Origin of the sequence: Halopseudomonas litoralis (assembly GCF_900105005.1) — a bacterium.
Taxonomy (GTDB): domain Bacteria; phylum Pseudomonadota; class Gammaproteobacteria; order Pseudomonadales; family Pseudomonadaceae; genus Halopseudomonas; species Halopseudomonas litoralis.
This window is the reverse complement of the sequence record NZ_LT629748.1, coordinates 3,271,537-3,285,088: the sequence shown is the minus strand read 5'-3', so window position 1 is coordinate 3,285,088 and position 13,552 is coordinate 3,271,537. Positions and strand designations below refer to the sequence as shown.

The 13,552-nt window shown below is 63.0% G+C and carries 15 protein-coding genes; 4 read left to right on the top strand and 11 right to left on the bottom strand.

Features of this window, described 5'->3' with window-relative positions; all coding sequences use genetic code 11:
• Nucleotides 1-2 precede the first annotated feature (2 nt).
• The 8 genes from clrB to mobA all read right to left on the bottom strand — a co-directional run bounded on the left by clrB (nucleotide 3) and on the right by mobA (nucleotide 7,385).
• The gene (gene clrB / locus BLU11_RS15670; protein WP_090274976.1) at nucleotides 3-983 is read right to left on the bottom strand and encodes a chlorate reductase subunit beta; all 981 of its coding nucleotides are present in this window, start codon (nucleotides 981-983) and stop codon (nucleotides 3-5) included.
• A 12-nt stretch (nucleotides 984-995) separates the two neighbouring features.
• Nucleotides 996-3,773, bottom strand: a complete 2,778-nt coding sequence (gene clrA / locus BLU11_RS15665) for a chlorate reductase subunit alpha (protein WP_197674210.1) — start codon at nucleotides 3,771-3,773, stop codon at nucleotides 996-998.
• A gap of 113 nt (nucleotides 3,774-3,886) precedes the next feature.
• Nucleotides 3,887-4,210, bottom strand: coding sequence for a c-type cytochrome (locus BLU11_RS15660; RefSeq protein WP_197674209.1), 324 nt, complete (start codon nucleotides 4,208-4,210; stop codon nucleotides 3,887-3,889).
• 138 nt (nucleotides 4,211-4,348) lie between these two features.
• Nucleotides 4,349-5,578, bottom strand: a complete 1,230-nt coding sequence (locus BLU11_RS15655; protein ID WP_090274973.1) for a molybdopterin molybdotransferase MoeA — start codon at nucleotides 5,576-5,578, stop codon at nucleotides 4,349-4,351.
• A complete protein-coding gene (locus BLU11_RS15650; protein ID WP_090276579.1) occupies nucleotides 5,575-6,042 on the bottom strand; it encodes a molybdenum cofactor biosynthesis protein MoaE in 468 nt (155 codons plus the stop codon). Before BLU11_RS15650 ends, BLU11_RS15655 begins: the two co-directional genes overlap by 4 nt.
• Before the next feature lie 6 nt (nucleotides 6,043-6,048).
• The gene (locus BLU11_RS15645; protein ID WP_090274971.1) at nucleotides 6,049-6,297 is read right to left on the bottom strand and encodes a MoaD/ThiS family protein; all 249 of its coding nucleotides are present in this window, start codon (nucleotides 6,295-6,297) and stop codon (nucleotides 6,049-6,051) included.
• A gap of 12 nt (nucleotides 6,298-6,309) precedes the next feature.
• Nucleotides 6,310-6,783 (bottom strand): cyclic pyranopterin monophosphate synthase MoaC, encoded by a 474-nt coding sequence (gene moaC / locus BLU11_RS15640; protein ID WP_090274969.1) that lies wholly within the window; start codon nucleotides 6,781-6,783, stop codon nucleotides 6,310-6,312.
• 2 nt (nucleotides 6,784-6,785) lie between these two features.
• The gene (mobA, locus tag BLU11_RS15635; RefSeq protein ID WP_407920215.1) at nucleotides 6,786-7,385 is read right to left on the bottom strand and encodes a molybdenum cofactor guanylyltransferase MobA; all 600 of its coding nucleotides are present in this window, start codon (nucleotides 7,383-7,385) and stop codon (nucleotides 6,786-6,788) included.
• A 219-nt stretch (nucleotides 7,386-7,604) separates the two neighbouring features.
• Between mobA and moaA the strand changes: the two genes are divergently transcribed.
• Genes moaA through BLU11_RS15620 form a run of 3 tightly spaced genes read left to right on the top strand, consistent with a single transcriptional unit; the run spans nucleotide 7,605 to nucleotide 10,362 of the window.
• Entirely contained in the window at nucleotides 7,605-8,597 is a 993-nt protein-coding gene (gene moaA / locus BLU11_RS15630; protein WP_090274967.1) for a GTP 3',8-cyclase MoaA, read from the top strand.
• 27 nt (nucleotides 8,598-8,624) lie between these two features.
• Nucleotides 8,625-9,161: a molybdenum cofactor biosynthesis protein B gene (gene moaB, locus BLU11_RS15625; protein WP_090274965.1), complete on the top strand. Its 537-nt coding sequence runs from the start codon at nucleotides 8,625-8,627 to the stop codon at nucleotides 9,159-9,161.
• Nucleotide 9,162: 1 nt separating this feature from the next.
• Complete coding sequence (locus BLU11_RS15620) at nucleotides 9,163-10,362, top strand: molybdopterin molybdotransferase MoeA (RefSeq protein ID WP_231702220.1); 1,200 nt, start codon at nucleotides 9,163-9,165, stop codon at nucleotides 10,360-10,362.
• On the opposite strand, the gene BLU11_RS15615 is transcribed toward BLU11_RS15620, so the two are convergent.
• Genes BLU11_RS15615 through modA form a run of 3 tightly spaced genes read right to left on the bottom strand, consistent with a single transcriptional unit; the run spans nucleotide 10,335 to nucleotide 12,453 of the window.
• Nucleotides 10,335-11,030 (bottom strand): sulfate/molybdate ABC transporter ATP-binding protein, encoded by a 696-nt coding sequence (locus BLU11_RS15615; RefSeq protein ID WP_090274963.1) that lies wholly within the window; start codon nucleotides 11,028-11,030, stop codon nucleotides 10,335-10,337. The two genes, BLU11_RS15620 and BLU11_RS15615, sit on opposite strands and share 28 nt — an antisense overlap.
• Nucleotides 11,027-11,704, bottom strand: a complete 678-nt coding sequence (modB, locus tag BLU11_RS15610) for a molybdate ABC transporter permease subunit (RefSeq protein WP_090274961.1) — start codon at nucleotides 11,702-11,704, stop codon at nucleotides 11,027-11,029. Before modB ends, BLU11_RS15615 begins: the two co-directional genes overlap by 4 nt.
• 5 nt (nucleotides 11,705-11,709) lie before the next feature.
• Nucleotides 11,710-12,453 carry a molybdate ABC transporter substrate-binding protein gene (gene modA / locus BLU11_RS15605; protein ID WP_090274959.1) on the bottom strand — a complete coding sequence of 248 codons (744 nt, stop codon included), beginning with the start codon at nucleotides 12,451-12,453 and terminating at the stop codon, nucleotides 11,710-11,712.
• A gap of 223 nt (nucleotides 12,454-12,676) precedes the next feature.
• On the opposite strand from modA, the gene fdhD reads away from it, so the two are divergent.
• Nucleotides 12,677-13,525 carry a formate dehydrogenase accessory sulfurtransferase FdhD gene (fdhD, locus tag BLU11_RS15600; protein ID WP_090274958.1) on the top strand — a complete coding sequence of 283 codons (849 nt, stop codon included), beginning with the start codon at nucleotides 12,677-12,679 and terminating at the stop codon, nucleotides 13,523-13,525.
• Nucleotides 13,526-13,552: the final 27 nt, after the last annotated feature.

Below are 13,552 nucleotides of genomic sequence, written 5' to 3'. Positions count from 1 at the left end.
TCTCAGCTGAGCTTGAACATTTCGGCGTGCTTGAAGCCGATCAGGGTATCCATCAGTTCGCTGGCGCGGCCTTCGGCCTTCTCCTGGCGTTCCCGCTCCAGCGTGGCCAGGGCCTCGCCGGTGGTCGGCCCGAACAGGCTTTCCAGGTACTCCAGCGGAATGCGCTGCTCATCCATCGCCCGGCCATCAGAGGCGTATTTCGACGGCGAGGTCGGCGGCACATAGAACACGTTGGGCTGGGTGCCCCATTCACCGTGCAGCGGCAGCGCCACCTTGTACTTTTCCACCAGCAGGTGGATGGGGCCTTCTTCGTCGTCCCGGTAACCGATCCAGCGGATCCGTCCGACACACTGCTGGGCGCAGGCGGTGGGCAGGCCTTTCTCGATGCGCGGGTAGCAGAAGATGCACTTCTCCGACTTGGAGATCTCCTCGTTGAAGTAGATCTTCTTGTACGGGCAGGCGTTGACGCAGTAGCGATAGCCACGGCAGCGTTCCTGGTCCACCAGTACGATGCCGTCTTCCTGGCGCTTGTAGATGGCGTTGCGCGAGCAGGCCGCCAGGCAGGCGGGGTTGTCGCAGTGGTTGCACAGCCGTGGCAGGTAGAAGTAATAGCTGTTGGGGTAGTCGCCTTCGCCTTCGTCTTCGTCCCAGTTGGCACCCCAGGTCGGTTTGACGTTGGGGCGCAGCCAGGGGTCGGTACCGGTCATCAGGGCTTCTTCGTAGTTGTATTCCCACGGCACCCCGTAATCGTCCTGGCTGGGCTGGCGCCCCAGGCGCAGCGCGCCCTCGGCATCGAAACCACCGCCCATCTGCTGATAATCACGCGGGTAGCCGAGACCCGGCTGGGTCTCGACGTTGTTCCAGTACATGAATTCCCGGCCGTTGCGGTTGGTCCACATCAGCTTGCAGGCTGTGGAGCAGGTATGGCAGCCGATACACTTGTTCAGGTCCAGCACCATGCTCAGTTGGCGTTTGACAGCCATGGCAATCTCCTCTTAAACAACCCGTGGGTCGGCGATATCTTCGGGTTTGGCCAGCTCGATGTCGAAACTCGATTCGTGCAGCAGCTGGTTGGCGTTCCACATGGCGTACTTGTAGGTCAGGTGGCCCCAGTCGCCGACCAGTTCCAGCGGTTGCAGGAAGGTGGCCATGGCGTTGTTCATCGGCTTGCGATGAATGTACTGATGCGGCTCCCAGCCGTGTTCCATCATGATCGAGTGCTCAGGAATGCTCGGGTAGAACTTGGCCTGGGCAAAGAAATCACCGGTGGAGTTGAACAGCCGTACCGTGTCGCCGTCCTTGATACCGCGCTTGGCGGCCAGTTTGGGGTTGATATAGATATTCGGCTCGCCGCGCTGCAGCCGCAGCATGTACTTGTTGCTGCGCCAGTTGGAGTGGATGCCCCAGCGGGTGTGCGGTGAATAGAAATGCAGCGGATAATTCGACGCTTCCGGGCCGCCATACAGGCGGGCGGTGGGCACCGTGGACTTGAGCTTCATGAAGCGCGGATGGTCGACATAGAAGGTCAGACGCCCGGTCAGGGTTTCGTAGGGTTTCTTGTCTTCGGTCTGCGCGACAAAGGGGTTGTAGGGTTCGTCCTTGAGCAGTGGCTGGTTCACACCGGCATGCTCGTTCATGACAATGAAGCCCCGCTCGGCGGCTTGCTCCAGGGTGATGTCACCGAACTCCGGCGAGTTCTCCACGATGTAACGGCACACATCCTCGTCGGTCATGAATTTGCCGTTGCGGGTGAAATCGTCGTGGATGGTATGCAGGTCACGGGTGACCTCGCCATCTTCGATCGGGCCGATGCCGCGGGCAATGGCGCGCTCCTGGATCTTCTTGGTCAGCAGCACCAGGATTTCCCAGTCCGGCTTGGAATCACCGACCGGGTTCACCGAGGGGGTGAACACGTTACAGAAACGGTGATAACCCTGGGTACGCAGGTCCCATGCCTCATAGTGACTGGCCGCCGGCAGCACGTAGTCGGCCCATTCGGCGGTGGAGTCCATGCGCACGTTGATGCAGGCAAACAGTTCGCTGGCCTGGCGCAGGTGTTCCTCGCGGTACTTGTCGGCAAACTTGTTGCGGCGGAAGGTGTTGTCGGCGATCGAGATCATGCCCTTGATCTCGCCGTAATAGGGCATCCAGCCCTTGTCCAGCGACTCCTGGATCATTTCTTCCATCTCGTCCAGGTCAAAACCCACACGCTTCTTCAGCTTGGCATTATTGAAATGCTTGCGGGCGCCTTCCATCATGCCGCCACGCAGGAACTCGCCCAGACCGCCCGGCTCGTAGCGCGCGGACTTCTTGCCTTCATAGGTGGCCAGCTCGGTCCAGCGCGGGTGGTTCCAGGAAATCCACGAGGTATCCAGCCCACCGGTACGGCCGCCGTGGCCGGTCAGGGCCAGCGCCAGGGCGTAGCTCCAGCAGGTGTACAGACAGTTGGAGTAGCTGGAGGTGATGTAGCCGAGCATGACGATGGCTTTTTTCGCCTTGGCCAGGTGCCGGGCTTCCTGACGCACCACGTCCGGGTGGATATTGGTGGTCTTGAAGGTTTTTTCCGGGGTGAACTTGGCCGCCTCGAGCTTCACCTGTTCGAACACGGTGGTGACCTTGATGCCTTCGACGGTGAATTCACCTTCCAGCGCCGGATCCACGCCGTCGAGGCTGATGCTCTTCTCGTCACTGCCCATGGAGCCCTTGGCCTTGACGGCCTGGTTGCTGTTCAGGTCCCAGTGGTAGAACACCTCGTCGCTGCCGCCCTCGACCAGATCGGCCTCGCGCAGCAGTTTGCCGTTGTCCTTGCGCACCAGCATCGGCAGGTCGCTCTGTTCTTTCATGAACGCCGGCTGATAGAGGTTCTCTTCGAGAATCACATTGACCAGTGACATGGCGAAGAAAGGATCGGAGCCCTGATTGATCGGCATCCACAGGTCGGTGTGGATGGCGCTGGGGTTGTAGTCGGGCGAGGTGCTGGTGATACGCGCGCCGTTGTACTTGGCTTCCCAGATATAGTGCGCATCGGGGATCCGCGTGGCGTTGGGGTTGATCATGCCGAGCAGGATGTAATCGGCATCGAACCAGGCGTCTGAAGTGAAGCTCTCCAGCGGCGTACCGTAGGTCAGATGCGCACCGGTGAGCAGGTCGCCAACCACGGTGAAACCGTCCAGCTGGATGCCGCCGACCAAGGAGGCAAAACGCTGCCCACCCGACTGGCGCACCATGGTCTGGTTGCCTGAGCCCTGGTGGGTCTTGAGTTTGCCGGGGCCGTACTTCTCGAAGATATCGATCACCTTGTCGGCAATCTCTTCGGTGGCCTGATCCCAGGAGATACGCTGCCACTTGCCTTCGCCGCGCTCGCCGGCCCGCTTGAGCGGATAGCGCAGCCGGTCGGCTTCATACATGGCAGTGGAATGGATGGCGCCTTTCTGACAGCCGCGCGGGTTGGCATCCGGCACATTGGGGTTGACCTGGGGATACTTGGCAATCTGCTCTTCGCGGATAACGATGCCGTCCTTCACATAGACGTTCCACGCGCAGTTACCCATGCAGTTGATGCAGTGTGCGGCATGGCCGACGCTGTCCCAGGTCCACTCGTTGCGGTACAGGTCTTCCCAGCTGCGGTAGGGATATTCACTGGCCAGTGTATCGCCGATGGGTTCCAGCCGGTTGAGCGACCAGACGTTGCCGCTGAGCATGGCGCCTACCCCGGTCAGGCCGAGGCCCTTGAGCACGTCGCGCCGTTTGGCCTTCCACATTCCGATACCCATAACTTTCTCCTTACCACGGACCGCCGCGCAGCGCGCTGGCGAAGCACTGTTGCACACAGGTCTGGTGTTGGTTGATGCGCGCAGGTCAGTTGCGATCAATGCAACTGGCGGGCTTATTGCTCGCTGTAATAAGCGGAAATGTCAGCAATATCCTGATCGCTGAGACTGGCGGCCATGGGCGTCATGACCATGGACATGCCGCCGCCACGTTCGCCGGCGCGGTAGGCCTTGAGGGCCATATCCAGGTAGGTAGCAGACTGGCCGCTCAGGCTGGGGTAGATAGCGGCGGTAGCCTTGCCATCGGTTCCGTGGCAGGCAACACAGAGGGTGATTTTCTCGGCGCCAGCGGCGGGGTCGCCGGCAGCACTGGCCAGGCCGGAAAAGGCCAGGCCGCTCAGCAGCGCAGCTGCGGAGGCTTTCATCATCAGGCGTACCATTGCATATTCCTCATCGGTCAGGGGCCTCTGGCGGGCTCTCTGCACTCATTGTAGCCGTATAAGCCAAGCGCAATCAGTGTAGATCAGTTTGATTGCAGGGATGTTGATCCAGGTCATGGGACAGCGCGCCAGCGGGTTTCAGGGCTGAAGCAGGGCGTGGTATGGGATGAAGCCTACCGGGTCGCCGGGCTGCACAGGCTGTTGCGCAGGGATCACCACCAGGCCGTCAGCCCAGCAGCAGTTGGCCAGCATGGCGGAGCTCTGCTGGGGATGCAGCTGTGCCTGCATCTGGCCATTGCCGACCTGCAGGCGGGCCTGCAGGTAGCGGGTGCGCACGCTGGTTTTCTGCCACTCGAAATCAGCCAGCGCAGGCAGTATCGCCGGCGCCGCGGGCGTCTGGCTCTGGGTGGCCAGCAGGGCGGGGCGGGCGATGATCAGGGCGGTAACCAGGCTGGCCGCCGGGTTGCCGGGCAGACCTATCCAGGGCGTCTGGCCGATGGTGCCGAAGGCCAGGGGCTTGCCCGGCTGGATGGCTACCCGCCACAGGTTGAGCTGACCCAGTTGCTGGACGGCCTGTTTAAGGTAATCCGCCTCGCCGACGGAAACGCCGCCACTGCTGATCAGCAGGTCCTGCTCCCCGCTGGCCCGGCGCAGCAGCTGAACCGTGTCATCCAGATTGTCACGCAGGTGCGGATACTGGTGCACCTCGAACCCCCAGCCCTGCAGCACACTGGCCAGCAGATAGCGGTTGCTGTCATAGATCTGGCCGGGACCGAGGGCCGAGCCGGGGTCGCACAATTCATTGCCGCTGCTGATGATGCCCACGCGCAGCGCCCGGCTGACCTTCACCGCGGCGTAGCCCTGGCTGGCCAGCAGGCCGATCTCCTGGGCGCGCAAGCGGGTGCCGCTGCCCAGCAGCGGCTGACCGACTCGGGTTTCTTCACCCTGTCGGCGAATATTCTGGCCGGGTCTGACCGGGGCAAAAACAACCCCGTCGGTCTCCCGCCGGCAGTTTTCCTGGGGGATCACGGTGTCGGCGCCCACCGGCACCACTGCTCCGGTAAAGATCTGCATGCAGTGCCCGGGGGGCAGCTCGATGGCAGCGTCGCCGGCAGCCTGACAGCCCGCCAGCGGCAGACGCCCGCCTTCCGGCGGCAGATCGGCGCTGTTCAGGGCGTAACCGTCCATGGCGCTGTTATCCCACAGCGGCACGTCGTGGCGGGCATGGATATCCTCGGCCAGCAGCCGGCCGTGGGCCTGCAACAGGGGCAGCTGCAAGTTGGCAGCGGGACGCGCCAGCAGACCGGTCAGGGCCTCGACGGCCTGCTCGATGCTGCTCATTCCGGGTTGTTCACATGCTGAACTCATGGTGCATCCTTATCGTCGGCCCAGCGGTCAGCGGCTTCAAGGTCACTGGTGCGGCCCTCGACCCAGTGGCTGCCGGTGGTGGTCTGCTCTTTCTTCCAGAAGGGCGCGCGGGTCTTCAGATAATCCATGATGAAGGCGCAGGCCTGAAAGGCATCCTCGCGGTGCATGCTGGCGGCGGCGACAAAGACGATCGGCTCAGCCAGCCCCAGCTGCCCGACGCGGTGCAGTACATGTACCCGTTGCAGGGGCCAGCGCCGGGCAGCCTCTTCAGCGATGCCCTGCAACGACTTTTCAGTCATGCCGGGGAAATGTTCGAGGAACAGGCCTTCCACAGTCTGTTGCTGACTGAGGTCACGTACATAGCCGGTAAAGCAGACCAGTGCGCCGATGGCCGGGTCGCCGGCATGCGCATCATTGGTCAACTGGCCGGGGTCAAAGGGCGCAGTCTGCACCTGAATGCTGATCACGACTCAACCTCCGGTCACCATGGGGAAAAAGACCAGTTCATCGCCGGCCTGGATCGGCGTGCCCAGCGGGCACATTTCCTGGTTCAGCGCACACATCAGCGTGGGGTCGTCGAGCAGGGTCCAGGGTGCACCGCGCCGGGCCAGGTGGTCGCGTACATCCCCGAGCGTCTGCCAGCCGGGCTGCCAGTCCAGTTGCAGCTGGTCGGTCTGCAGTTCTTCCTTGTACTTGGCGAAAAACAATACGGTAATCATGGCTGGCTCCTGTCAGTCCTGGGTGCGTACATAATGGCCGGATTTGCCGCCGAGCTTTTCTACGAGGTGGACCTGCTGAATCTGCATGTCCTTGTCCACGGCCTTGCACATATCGTACAGGGTCAGGGCAGCGATCGAGGCGGCGGTCAGGGCTTCCATCTCCACGCCGGTCTGGCCGGCCAGCTTGCAGGTGGCGGTGATCAGCACCTGCTCCGGCGGCCGGGCTTCGAGGTTGACCTTGACGCTGGTCAGCAGCAACGGGTGGCACAGGGGAATCAGCTCGTGGGTGCGTTTGGCAGCCTGAATGCCGGCAATGCGCGCGACGGCAAACACGTCGCCCTTGGGGTGGCCGCCGTCCTGGATCATGGCCAGGGTCTCGGCTTTCATCTGCACCAGCGCCTGGGCGGTGGCCTGGCGCTCGGTGACGGACTTGGCCGTGACGTCAACCATATTGGCGCGGCCCTGATTATCGAGGTGGGTAAGCATGTTTAATCCTGTACTGGCGCATCGGCCAGCAGTGCGGGTTCGTTGAAATTGCTCAGCCGCGGGTCGTCGCCTGGGTAGTCGAGTGCGACAGGGTCCAGCTCGCGCAGGGCGCGCTGAACGCTGCGCTGGCCGGCCTGCCACTGCTGTTGCAGACGCGGCAGCAGGGCGGTGGGCAGCAGGCTGAACAGGGGTTGCCAGTAGCCGTCCTGGCGTAGCATTACCGGGCGCTCACCTGCATGCTGGCAGAGGTGCTCCAGCAGTTGCCGGTCGATTCTGGGCGCATCGCATGGCAACACCAGCAGGTTCGGGTGGCGGGCAATTTTCAGTGCCTCAATGATGCCGATAAGGGGGCCGGGAAAGTCATCGGCAGGGTCACTGACCAGCTGGTCGGCCAGCGCGCGATAACGTGTCTGGTTACGGTTGCAGGAGATGATCAGGTCGTCGGTTAACGGGCGGGCCACGCGTTGCACATGTTCGATCAAGGCGTGCTCGCCCCAGCGTACCCAGCCTTTATCCTGGCCCCCCATGCGCTGCCCGCGGCCACCGGCCAGCAGCAGGATGCTGCAGTGTGCCAGAGGAGTAGGGGGGTGCATGTCAGACATGTCAGCTTTACCTGTAAACGGAGGGTTTGCGGACTTACGCAATGCGCAGCAGTGTGTCATAAACTCCCGGCTTTGTAAGTGGAGGCGCCGTTTGGTCGCACCGCGACGACCGCAAAAAAGTGTACACTCACACATTATTCCGTGCAGCCAATCATGATGGCACTGCTTTACGGCAGGCTGGCCATTGCTGCAGTACGCGTGCACAGGGGAGTCAGGTATATGGCCTCTAACTGGGTCGATGGCTTTGGTCGCACGATTGATTACGTGCGTATGTCAGTGACGGATCGCTGCGATTTTCGTTGTATCTACTGCATGTCCGAAGACATGACCTTCCTGCCGCGCGAACAGGTGCTGACGCTGGAGGAGATCCTGCGCAGTGCCCAGTTGTTTGTCGCCAACGGCGTCACCAAGATCCGCCTGACCGGTGGCGAGCCGCTGGTGCGCAAGGGTGTCGTCGGGCTGTGCGAACGCATCAGCGCCCTGCCGGGGCTGCGTGAGCTGGTCATGACCACCAACGGCTCGCAGCTGCCGCGCTACGCCAGGCCCCTGGCCGAAGCCGGGGTGAAACGGCTGAACATCAGCCTGGATACCCTGGATCCTGAACGCTTCCGCGAGATGACCCGGGTCGGTGATCTGCAGCAGGTGCTGGACGGGATCGAGGCCGCGCGCGAGGCGGGCTTCGAATCGGTCAAGATCAACAGTGTGGTCATCAAGGGCCGCAACGAAGACGAGGTACTCCGACTGGCCGACTTTGCCGTCAGCCGTGGGCTGGATCTCACCTTCATCGAGGAAATGCCGCTGGGGCACGTCGGCCGCGACCGTGCCCGCTCGCTGTTCAGCAGCACCCAGGTGCGCGATCTGCTGGCTCAGCAGTACCGCCTGATGCCGAGCAGTGACGACAGCGGCGGGCCGGCGCGCTACGTGCATCTGCAGGATCATCCGCAGACTCGTATTGGCTTCATTTCTCCGCACAGCAACAACTTCTGCAGCACCTGCAACCGGGTGCGGCTGACCGCCGAAGGCAAGCTGCTGTTGTGTCTGGGCAACGAGCATGACCTGGATATGCGCTCGCTGTTGCGCCGTCATCCGCTGGATGACCAGCCGCTGCTGGATGCGGTCAGAACAGCACTCAAATACAAGCCCGAACGTCATGAATTCAGCGCCGACGGTGATGTACAGATTGTGCGCTTCATGAACGCCAGCGGCGGTTAACCGCATTTTTTTATCAAGGAATAATCAATGAGCCATACGAACAAGGTCTTCGTTCCTCTGAATGTTGCCGTACTGACCGTCAGCGATACCCGCACCCTGGAAACCGACACCTCGGGCCAGTATCTGGTCGATCAGCTGGAAAAAGAGGGCCACAAGGTGGTTGCCCGCCAGATCCTGCAGGACAACCGCTACCAGGTACGCGCCCAGGTTGCCCAGTGGATTGCCGATGACAGTGTGCAGGTGGTGCTGACCACCGGCGGCACCGGTTTCACCGACCGTGACAGCACCCCCGAGGCTATCGAATGCCTGCTGGACCGCCGCATCGACGGCTTCGGCGAGCTGTTCCGGCAGATTTCCTATGAGGAGATCGGCACCTCCACCATCCAGTCCCGGGCCTTTGCCGGCCTGGCCAATGGCACCCTGGTGTGCAGCGTGCCCGGCTCCACCGGCGCCTGCCGTACCGCCTGGGAAGGCATTCTGCAGAAGCAGATGGACTCGCGTCAGGGCCCCTGCAACATGGTTCCTCACCTGACCCCGGCAGCCGCCTGCGAGACCCGGGGCTGATATGGCTCTGATGCCGCTGGATCAGGCCCTGAGGTTGCTGCTGGATCAGGCTGATCAGCGGCAAGTGAGCGACGTCGAAACGGTCGGCACGCATGCCGCAGCCGGGCGCATTCTGGCCCGGCCGATCATTGCCCAGCATACCTTGCCGCCCTGGCCCAACAGTGCCATGGATGGCTACGCCGTGCGCAGTGCCGAGGTACAACCGGGCCAGCCGCTGCCGGTCAGCCAGAAGGTGTTTGCCGGGCAGATGCCGCCGGCGTTGCAGCCGGGTACCTGTGCCCGCATCTTCACTGGCGCGCCGCTGCCCGAGGGTGCAGATGCGGTGGAGATGCAGGAAAACGTCGAGGTGCAGGACGATGGCCAGGCGGTCTTCACCCAGGCGGTACGCGCCGGCCGCTTCGTGCGCCCGGCCGGTGAAGAGGCGTTGCCGGGACAGGAAAAGCTGGCCGCCGGGGCGCGTCTGGGTCCGATCGAGCTGGCCATGGCCGCCTCGCTGGGGCTCACGAAACTGGACGTGTACCGCCGGTTGCGCGTCGCGGTGTTGTCCACTGGAGACGAGCTGGTGCAGCCCGGGCAACCGTTGCAGCCGGGACAGATCTACAACAGCAACCGCGTCCTGTTGCAGCAATGGCTGCAGCGGCTGGGCTGCGAGGTGCTGGATCTGGGCTGTCTGCCGGACAACCTGCAGGAAATCCGCTCGCGACTGTCGAGCCTGGACAATGTCGACCTGTTACTCAGCTCCGGCGGGGTCTCGGTCGGCGAAGCGGATTATCTGGGCCAGCTGCTGCGCGAGGAAGGCGAGGTCGGTTTCTGGAAACTGGCGCTCAAACCGGGCAAGCCAATGACGTTCGGCAGCTACCAGGGCATCCCTTTCATGGGCCTGCCGGGCAACCCGGTGTCCACCCTGGTGACCTTCGCGCTGCTGTCGCGTCCCTACATCCTGCGTTGCATGGGCCTGCCGGAGGTTGCACCCAAGGGCTTCCCGGTGCCGGTGGATTTTGCCGTGCCCGAACCCGGCAGCCGCCGGGAGTTCATGCGCGTGGGCTGGCGCAACGGGCGGGCGCAGCAGTATGACAACCAGTGCTCGGGCATTCTCAGCAGCGCCGCCTGGGCGGATGGCCTGCTGGAAATACCGGAAAATACCACCTGCCAGCCGGGCGACCTGCTGAACTTCTATCCCTTCTCCGAACTCCTCGGCTGAGGCGGGGCGCCGGCCTGGCGCCCCGCTTCGATATGCAGCACCGCCGCATCAAAGAACACCAGATCCTGCGGGTCATGGCTGATGATGATCATCGGGATGTCCAGCTGGGATTGCAGCGTTGCCAGCTGCTGGCGCATGTGCTGACGCAGCGCCGGGTCCAGTGCGCTGAAGGGCTCATCCAGCAGCAATGCCCGCGGCTGGGTGATCAGCGCGCGGGCCAGGGCGGTGCGCTGACGCTGCCCGCCGGATAACTGGTGCGGGTACAGATGCTGGATGTCGTGCAGTGAAAAACGTTCAAGCCACTGCTCTACCTGGGGTGCGCTGGCAGTGCGCCGGGGATTGAGCACGCCGCGGCGCAGGCCGAAGGCGATGTTCTGCCGGGCATTCAGATGCGGGAACAGCGCATAGTCCTGGAACACGAATCCCATCTGCCGCTCGCGGGCCGGAAGATTGATGCCGCGGCTGGCATCAAACAGCGTGCGTCCGGCAACGTTGATCAGGCCTGCATCCGGGGTCTGCAGGCCGGCCATCAGCTGCAACAGCAGTGTCTTGCCCGAGCCGGAAGGACCGTAAACCAGCAGCCTGCGGGCATCGGTTTTGAATGACAGCGCCAGGTTGAAGCGGCGTCTGGGCGAGGTCAGGGTCTTGTCCAGCTGCAGTTCGATCATGCCTGACGTCTCCGGTCATGCCCGCGGGACAGCCAGCCAGCGCTGAGCAGAACGCTGATGCACACCAGCGAGGTGATCGCCACCAGCAGGTTGGCGGTATGGTCCTGGCCGGCCTGCACCGCTTCGTACACGGCAATCGACAGGGTCTGGGTCTGCCCGGGAATGCTGCCGGCAATCATCAGCGTGGCACCGAATTCGCCCAGGGCGCGGGCAAAGGCCAGCAGCAGCCCGGCCAGAATGCCGCGCCAGGCCAGCGGCAGGGTGATGCGGAAGAACACCGCCAGCTCGTTGAGCCCCAGCACCCGGCCTGCCTGTTCCAGTTGTGGGTTGACCTCCTCGAACGCGGCCCGCGCCGGCTTGAACACCAGCGGAAAGGCCACCACGCAGCTCGCCAGCACCGCGCCCTGCCATGTGAAGATCAGGTTGATACCGAAGGTGTCGTACAGCCAGCCACCGAAGGCGCTGTTGCGGCCGGTCAGCACCAGCAGGTAATAACCCAGCACCGTCGGCGGCATGACCATGGGCAGGGTCAGCAGGCTGTCGAGCAGGTCGCGGCCGCGAAAGCGCGTGCGGGCCAGGAAAAAACCGGTGGCAATGCCCAGCACCAGATTGATGGCAGTTGCCCAGCCGGCCACCTTGAGTGACAGCAGCAGCGGAACCCAGACGTTATCCATCACGCTCAGTTCGCCGGGCCGAAGCCGTAGCGCGTGAGCACGGCCTGGCTGGGTTCAGAGAACAGGAAGTCCAGAAACAGAGCACTGACCGGTTTGTTCGCGCCGGTGGCAGTGACGGCTACGGGGTAGAAGATGGCGGTCGGAGCAGGCACCTGCAGTTGCACGCTGACCCGGTCGGGCATCAGCGCCGCGTCGGTGGCGTAGACGAAACCGGCGTCCACCTCGTTGCGGGCCACGTAGTCCAGCGTCTGGCGTACGTTCTGGGTGCGGATGAGTTTGTCGTGCAACGGCTGCCACAGATCCAGGCCGGCCAGGGCGTCGCGGCTGTAACGGCCCACCGGCACGCTATCCGGGTTGCTGACGGCAATACGTTGGTACTCGGGCCCGAGCAGGTCTTTTAAATTCCGGACAGGAGTGCCGCCGGCCGGAGTGATCAGCACCAGTTCGTTACTGACGAAGTCACGGCGACTGTCTGCATCTACCAGCTTCTGCTGTTCGGCCTGATCCATGCTGACCTGATCGGCGCTGGCAAAGATATCCACTGGCGCACCCCGGACGATCTGCTGCAGCAGAACACCCGAACCGGCAAAGTTGAGCTGGACCTGGTGCTCGGGGTGGGCCTGTTCGAACGCCCCGGTGATCTCCCTGAATGCATTGGTCAGGCTGGCGGCAGCGGAGACGGTAAGGTCATCGGCATGGCCCGGCGGCCCCCAGCAGAGGAGCAGGGCGGCAAGCAGGGTTCTACGCATAGTGACTCCCGAGTGAGACAGTTTTTGCCGTGAAAAGATTAGACCTTAGTCGCAGGCCGTCAGGCGTGATTGACAGGAGCAAGAGTATACCCCAGTAAGAGCCCCGCTTCGCCTGAGCATCAGGATAGCCCGGCCCGACTTGCCAGGGTCAATGGCTATTTACCCGCGCTGCGCTTAGAATATGAAAATGAGACAAAAGGTCACACGGCGGGGTAGCTCGGTCATGCCTCAACCGATTGGCGTATCGGACAGCGACAGCGCACTGCCGGATGCGGCAGCGAGTCGCTACAGCTATGCGGAACTGAGCTCGACCGAGCTTCCCCAGCAGGCTGCGCTGGCTACCGAGACGGCTCTGGCCATCAGCTTCAATGGTCTGAACCAGGCCGTGATGATGGTCTCCCCGCTCGACCTTGACGATTTCGTGGTGGGCTTCAGCTTCGCCAACGGCATTATCCAGCACATCGATGAGCTGTATGACCTGCAGCTGCAACAGGTGCAGGGCGACAGCTGGCATGCGGATGTCGAGATCAGCAGTCGCGCCTTCTGGAACCTCAAACAGCACCGCCGGCAGATGGCGGGTACCAGTGGTTGCGGCCTGTGCGGGGTAGAGGCGCTGGAGCAAGCCCTGCCACCCCTCACACCGCTGGTACCGTCCAGACTCCCGGATATTGCGCACTTGCAGGACCTGCGTCAACGCATGGGTGCAGCGCAACAGCTGGCCCGGCACAGTGGCGGGTTGCACGCCGCCGCCTTTGTCGATCGACAGGGCAACATGCTGGTATGCCGGGAAGATATCGGTCGTCATAACGCCCTGGACAAGCTGATCGGCGCCCTGTTGCGCTCGGACCACGATATGCGCGACGGCTTTGCCGTGGTAACCAGCCGCTGTGGCCTGGAATTGCTGCACAAGGCCGTGCGCGTGGGTATCGGAACCCTGATCAGCCTTTCAGCGCCGACCAGTCTGACCGTGGACTGGGCCCGTCGGCACCACCTGAACCTGATTCATGCACCGCACCGCGACGCGCCCCGGGTCTACAGTCCGAGCCCTGAAGCCGCGCGCGAACAGCCTTAGCGCACCCGATTACCGCATCCAGCCACG

Bases quoted from the DNA above. Each gene is read 5' to 3' on its own strand.
- clrB (WP_090274976.1), bottom strand. From the start codon at position 983: ATGGCTGTCAAACGCCAACTGAGCATGGTGCTGGACCTGAACAAGTGT.
- clrA (WP_197674210.1), bottom strand. From the start codon at position 3,773: ATGGGTATCGGAATGTGGAAGGCCAAACGGCGCGACGTGCTCAAGGGC.
- BLU11_RS15660 (WP_197674209.1), bottom strand. From the start codon at position 4,210: ATGGTACGCCTGATGATGAAAGCCTCCGCAGCTGCGCTGCTGAGCGGC.
- BLU11_RS15655 (WP_090274973.1), bottom strand. From the start codon at position 5,578: ATGAGTTCAGCATGTGAACAACCCGGAATGAGCAGCATCGAGCAGGCC.
- BLU11_RS15645 (WP_090274971.1), bottom strand. From the start codon at position 6,297: ATGATTACCGTATTGTTTTTCGCCAAGTACAAGGAAGAACTGCAGACC.
- moaC (WP_090274969.1), bottom strand. From the start codon at position 6,783: ATGCTTACCCACCTCGATAATCAGGGCCGCGCCAATATGGTTGACGTC.
- mobA (WP_407920215.1), bottom strand. From the start codon at position 7,385: ATGTCTGACATGCACCCCCCTACTCCTCTGGCACACTGCAGCATCCTG.
- moaA (WP_090274967.1), top strand. From the start codon at position 7,605: ATGGCCTCTAACTGGGTCGATGGCTTTGGTCGCACGATTGATTACGTG.
- moaB (WP_090274965.1), top strand. From the start codon at position 8,625: ATGAGCCATACGAACAAGGTCTTCGTTCCTCTGAATGTTGCCGTACTG.
- BLU11_RS15620 (WP_231702220.1), top strand. From the start codon at position 9,163: ATGGCTCTGATGCCGCTGGATCAGGCCCTGAGGTTGCTGCTGGATCAG.
- BLU11_RS15615 (WP_090274963.1), bottom strand. From the start codon at position 11,030: ATGATCGAACTGCAGCTGGACAAGACCCTGACCTCGCCCAGACGCCGC.
- modB (WP_090274961.1), bottom strand. From the start codon at position 11,704: ATGGATAACGTCTGGGTTCCGCTGCTGCTGTCACTCAAGGTGGCCGGC.
- modA (WP_090274959.1), bottom strand. From the start codon at position 12,453: ATGCGTAGAACCCTGCTTGCCGCCCTGCTCCTCTGCTGGGGGCCGCCG.
- fdhD (WP_090274958.1), top strand. From the start codon at position 12,677: ATGCCTCAACCGATTGGCGTATCGGACAGCGACAGCGCACTGCCGGAT.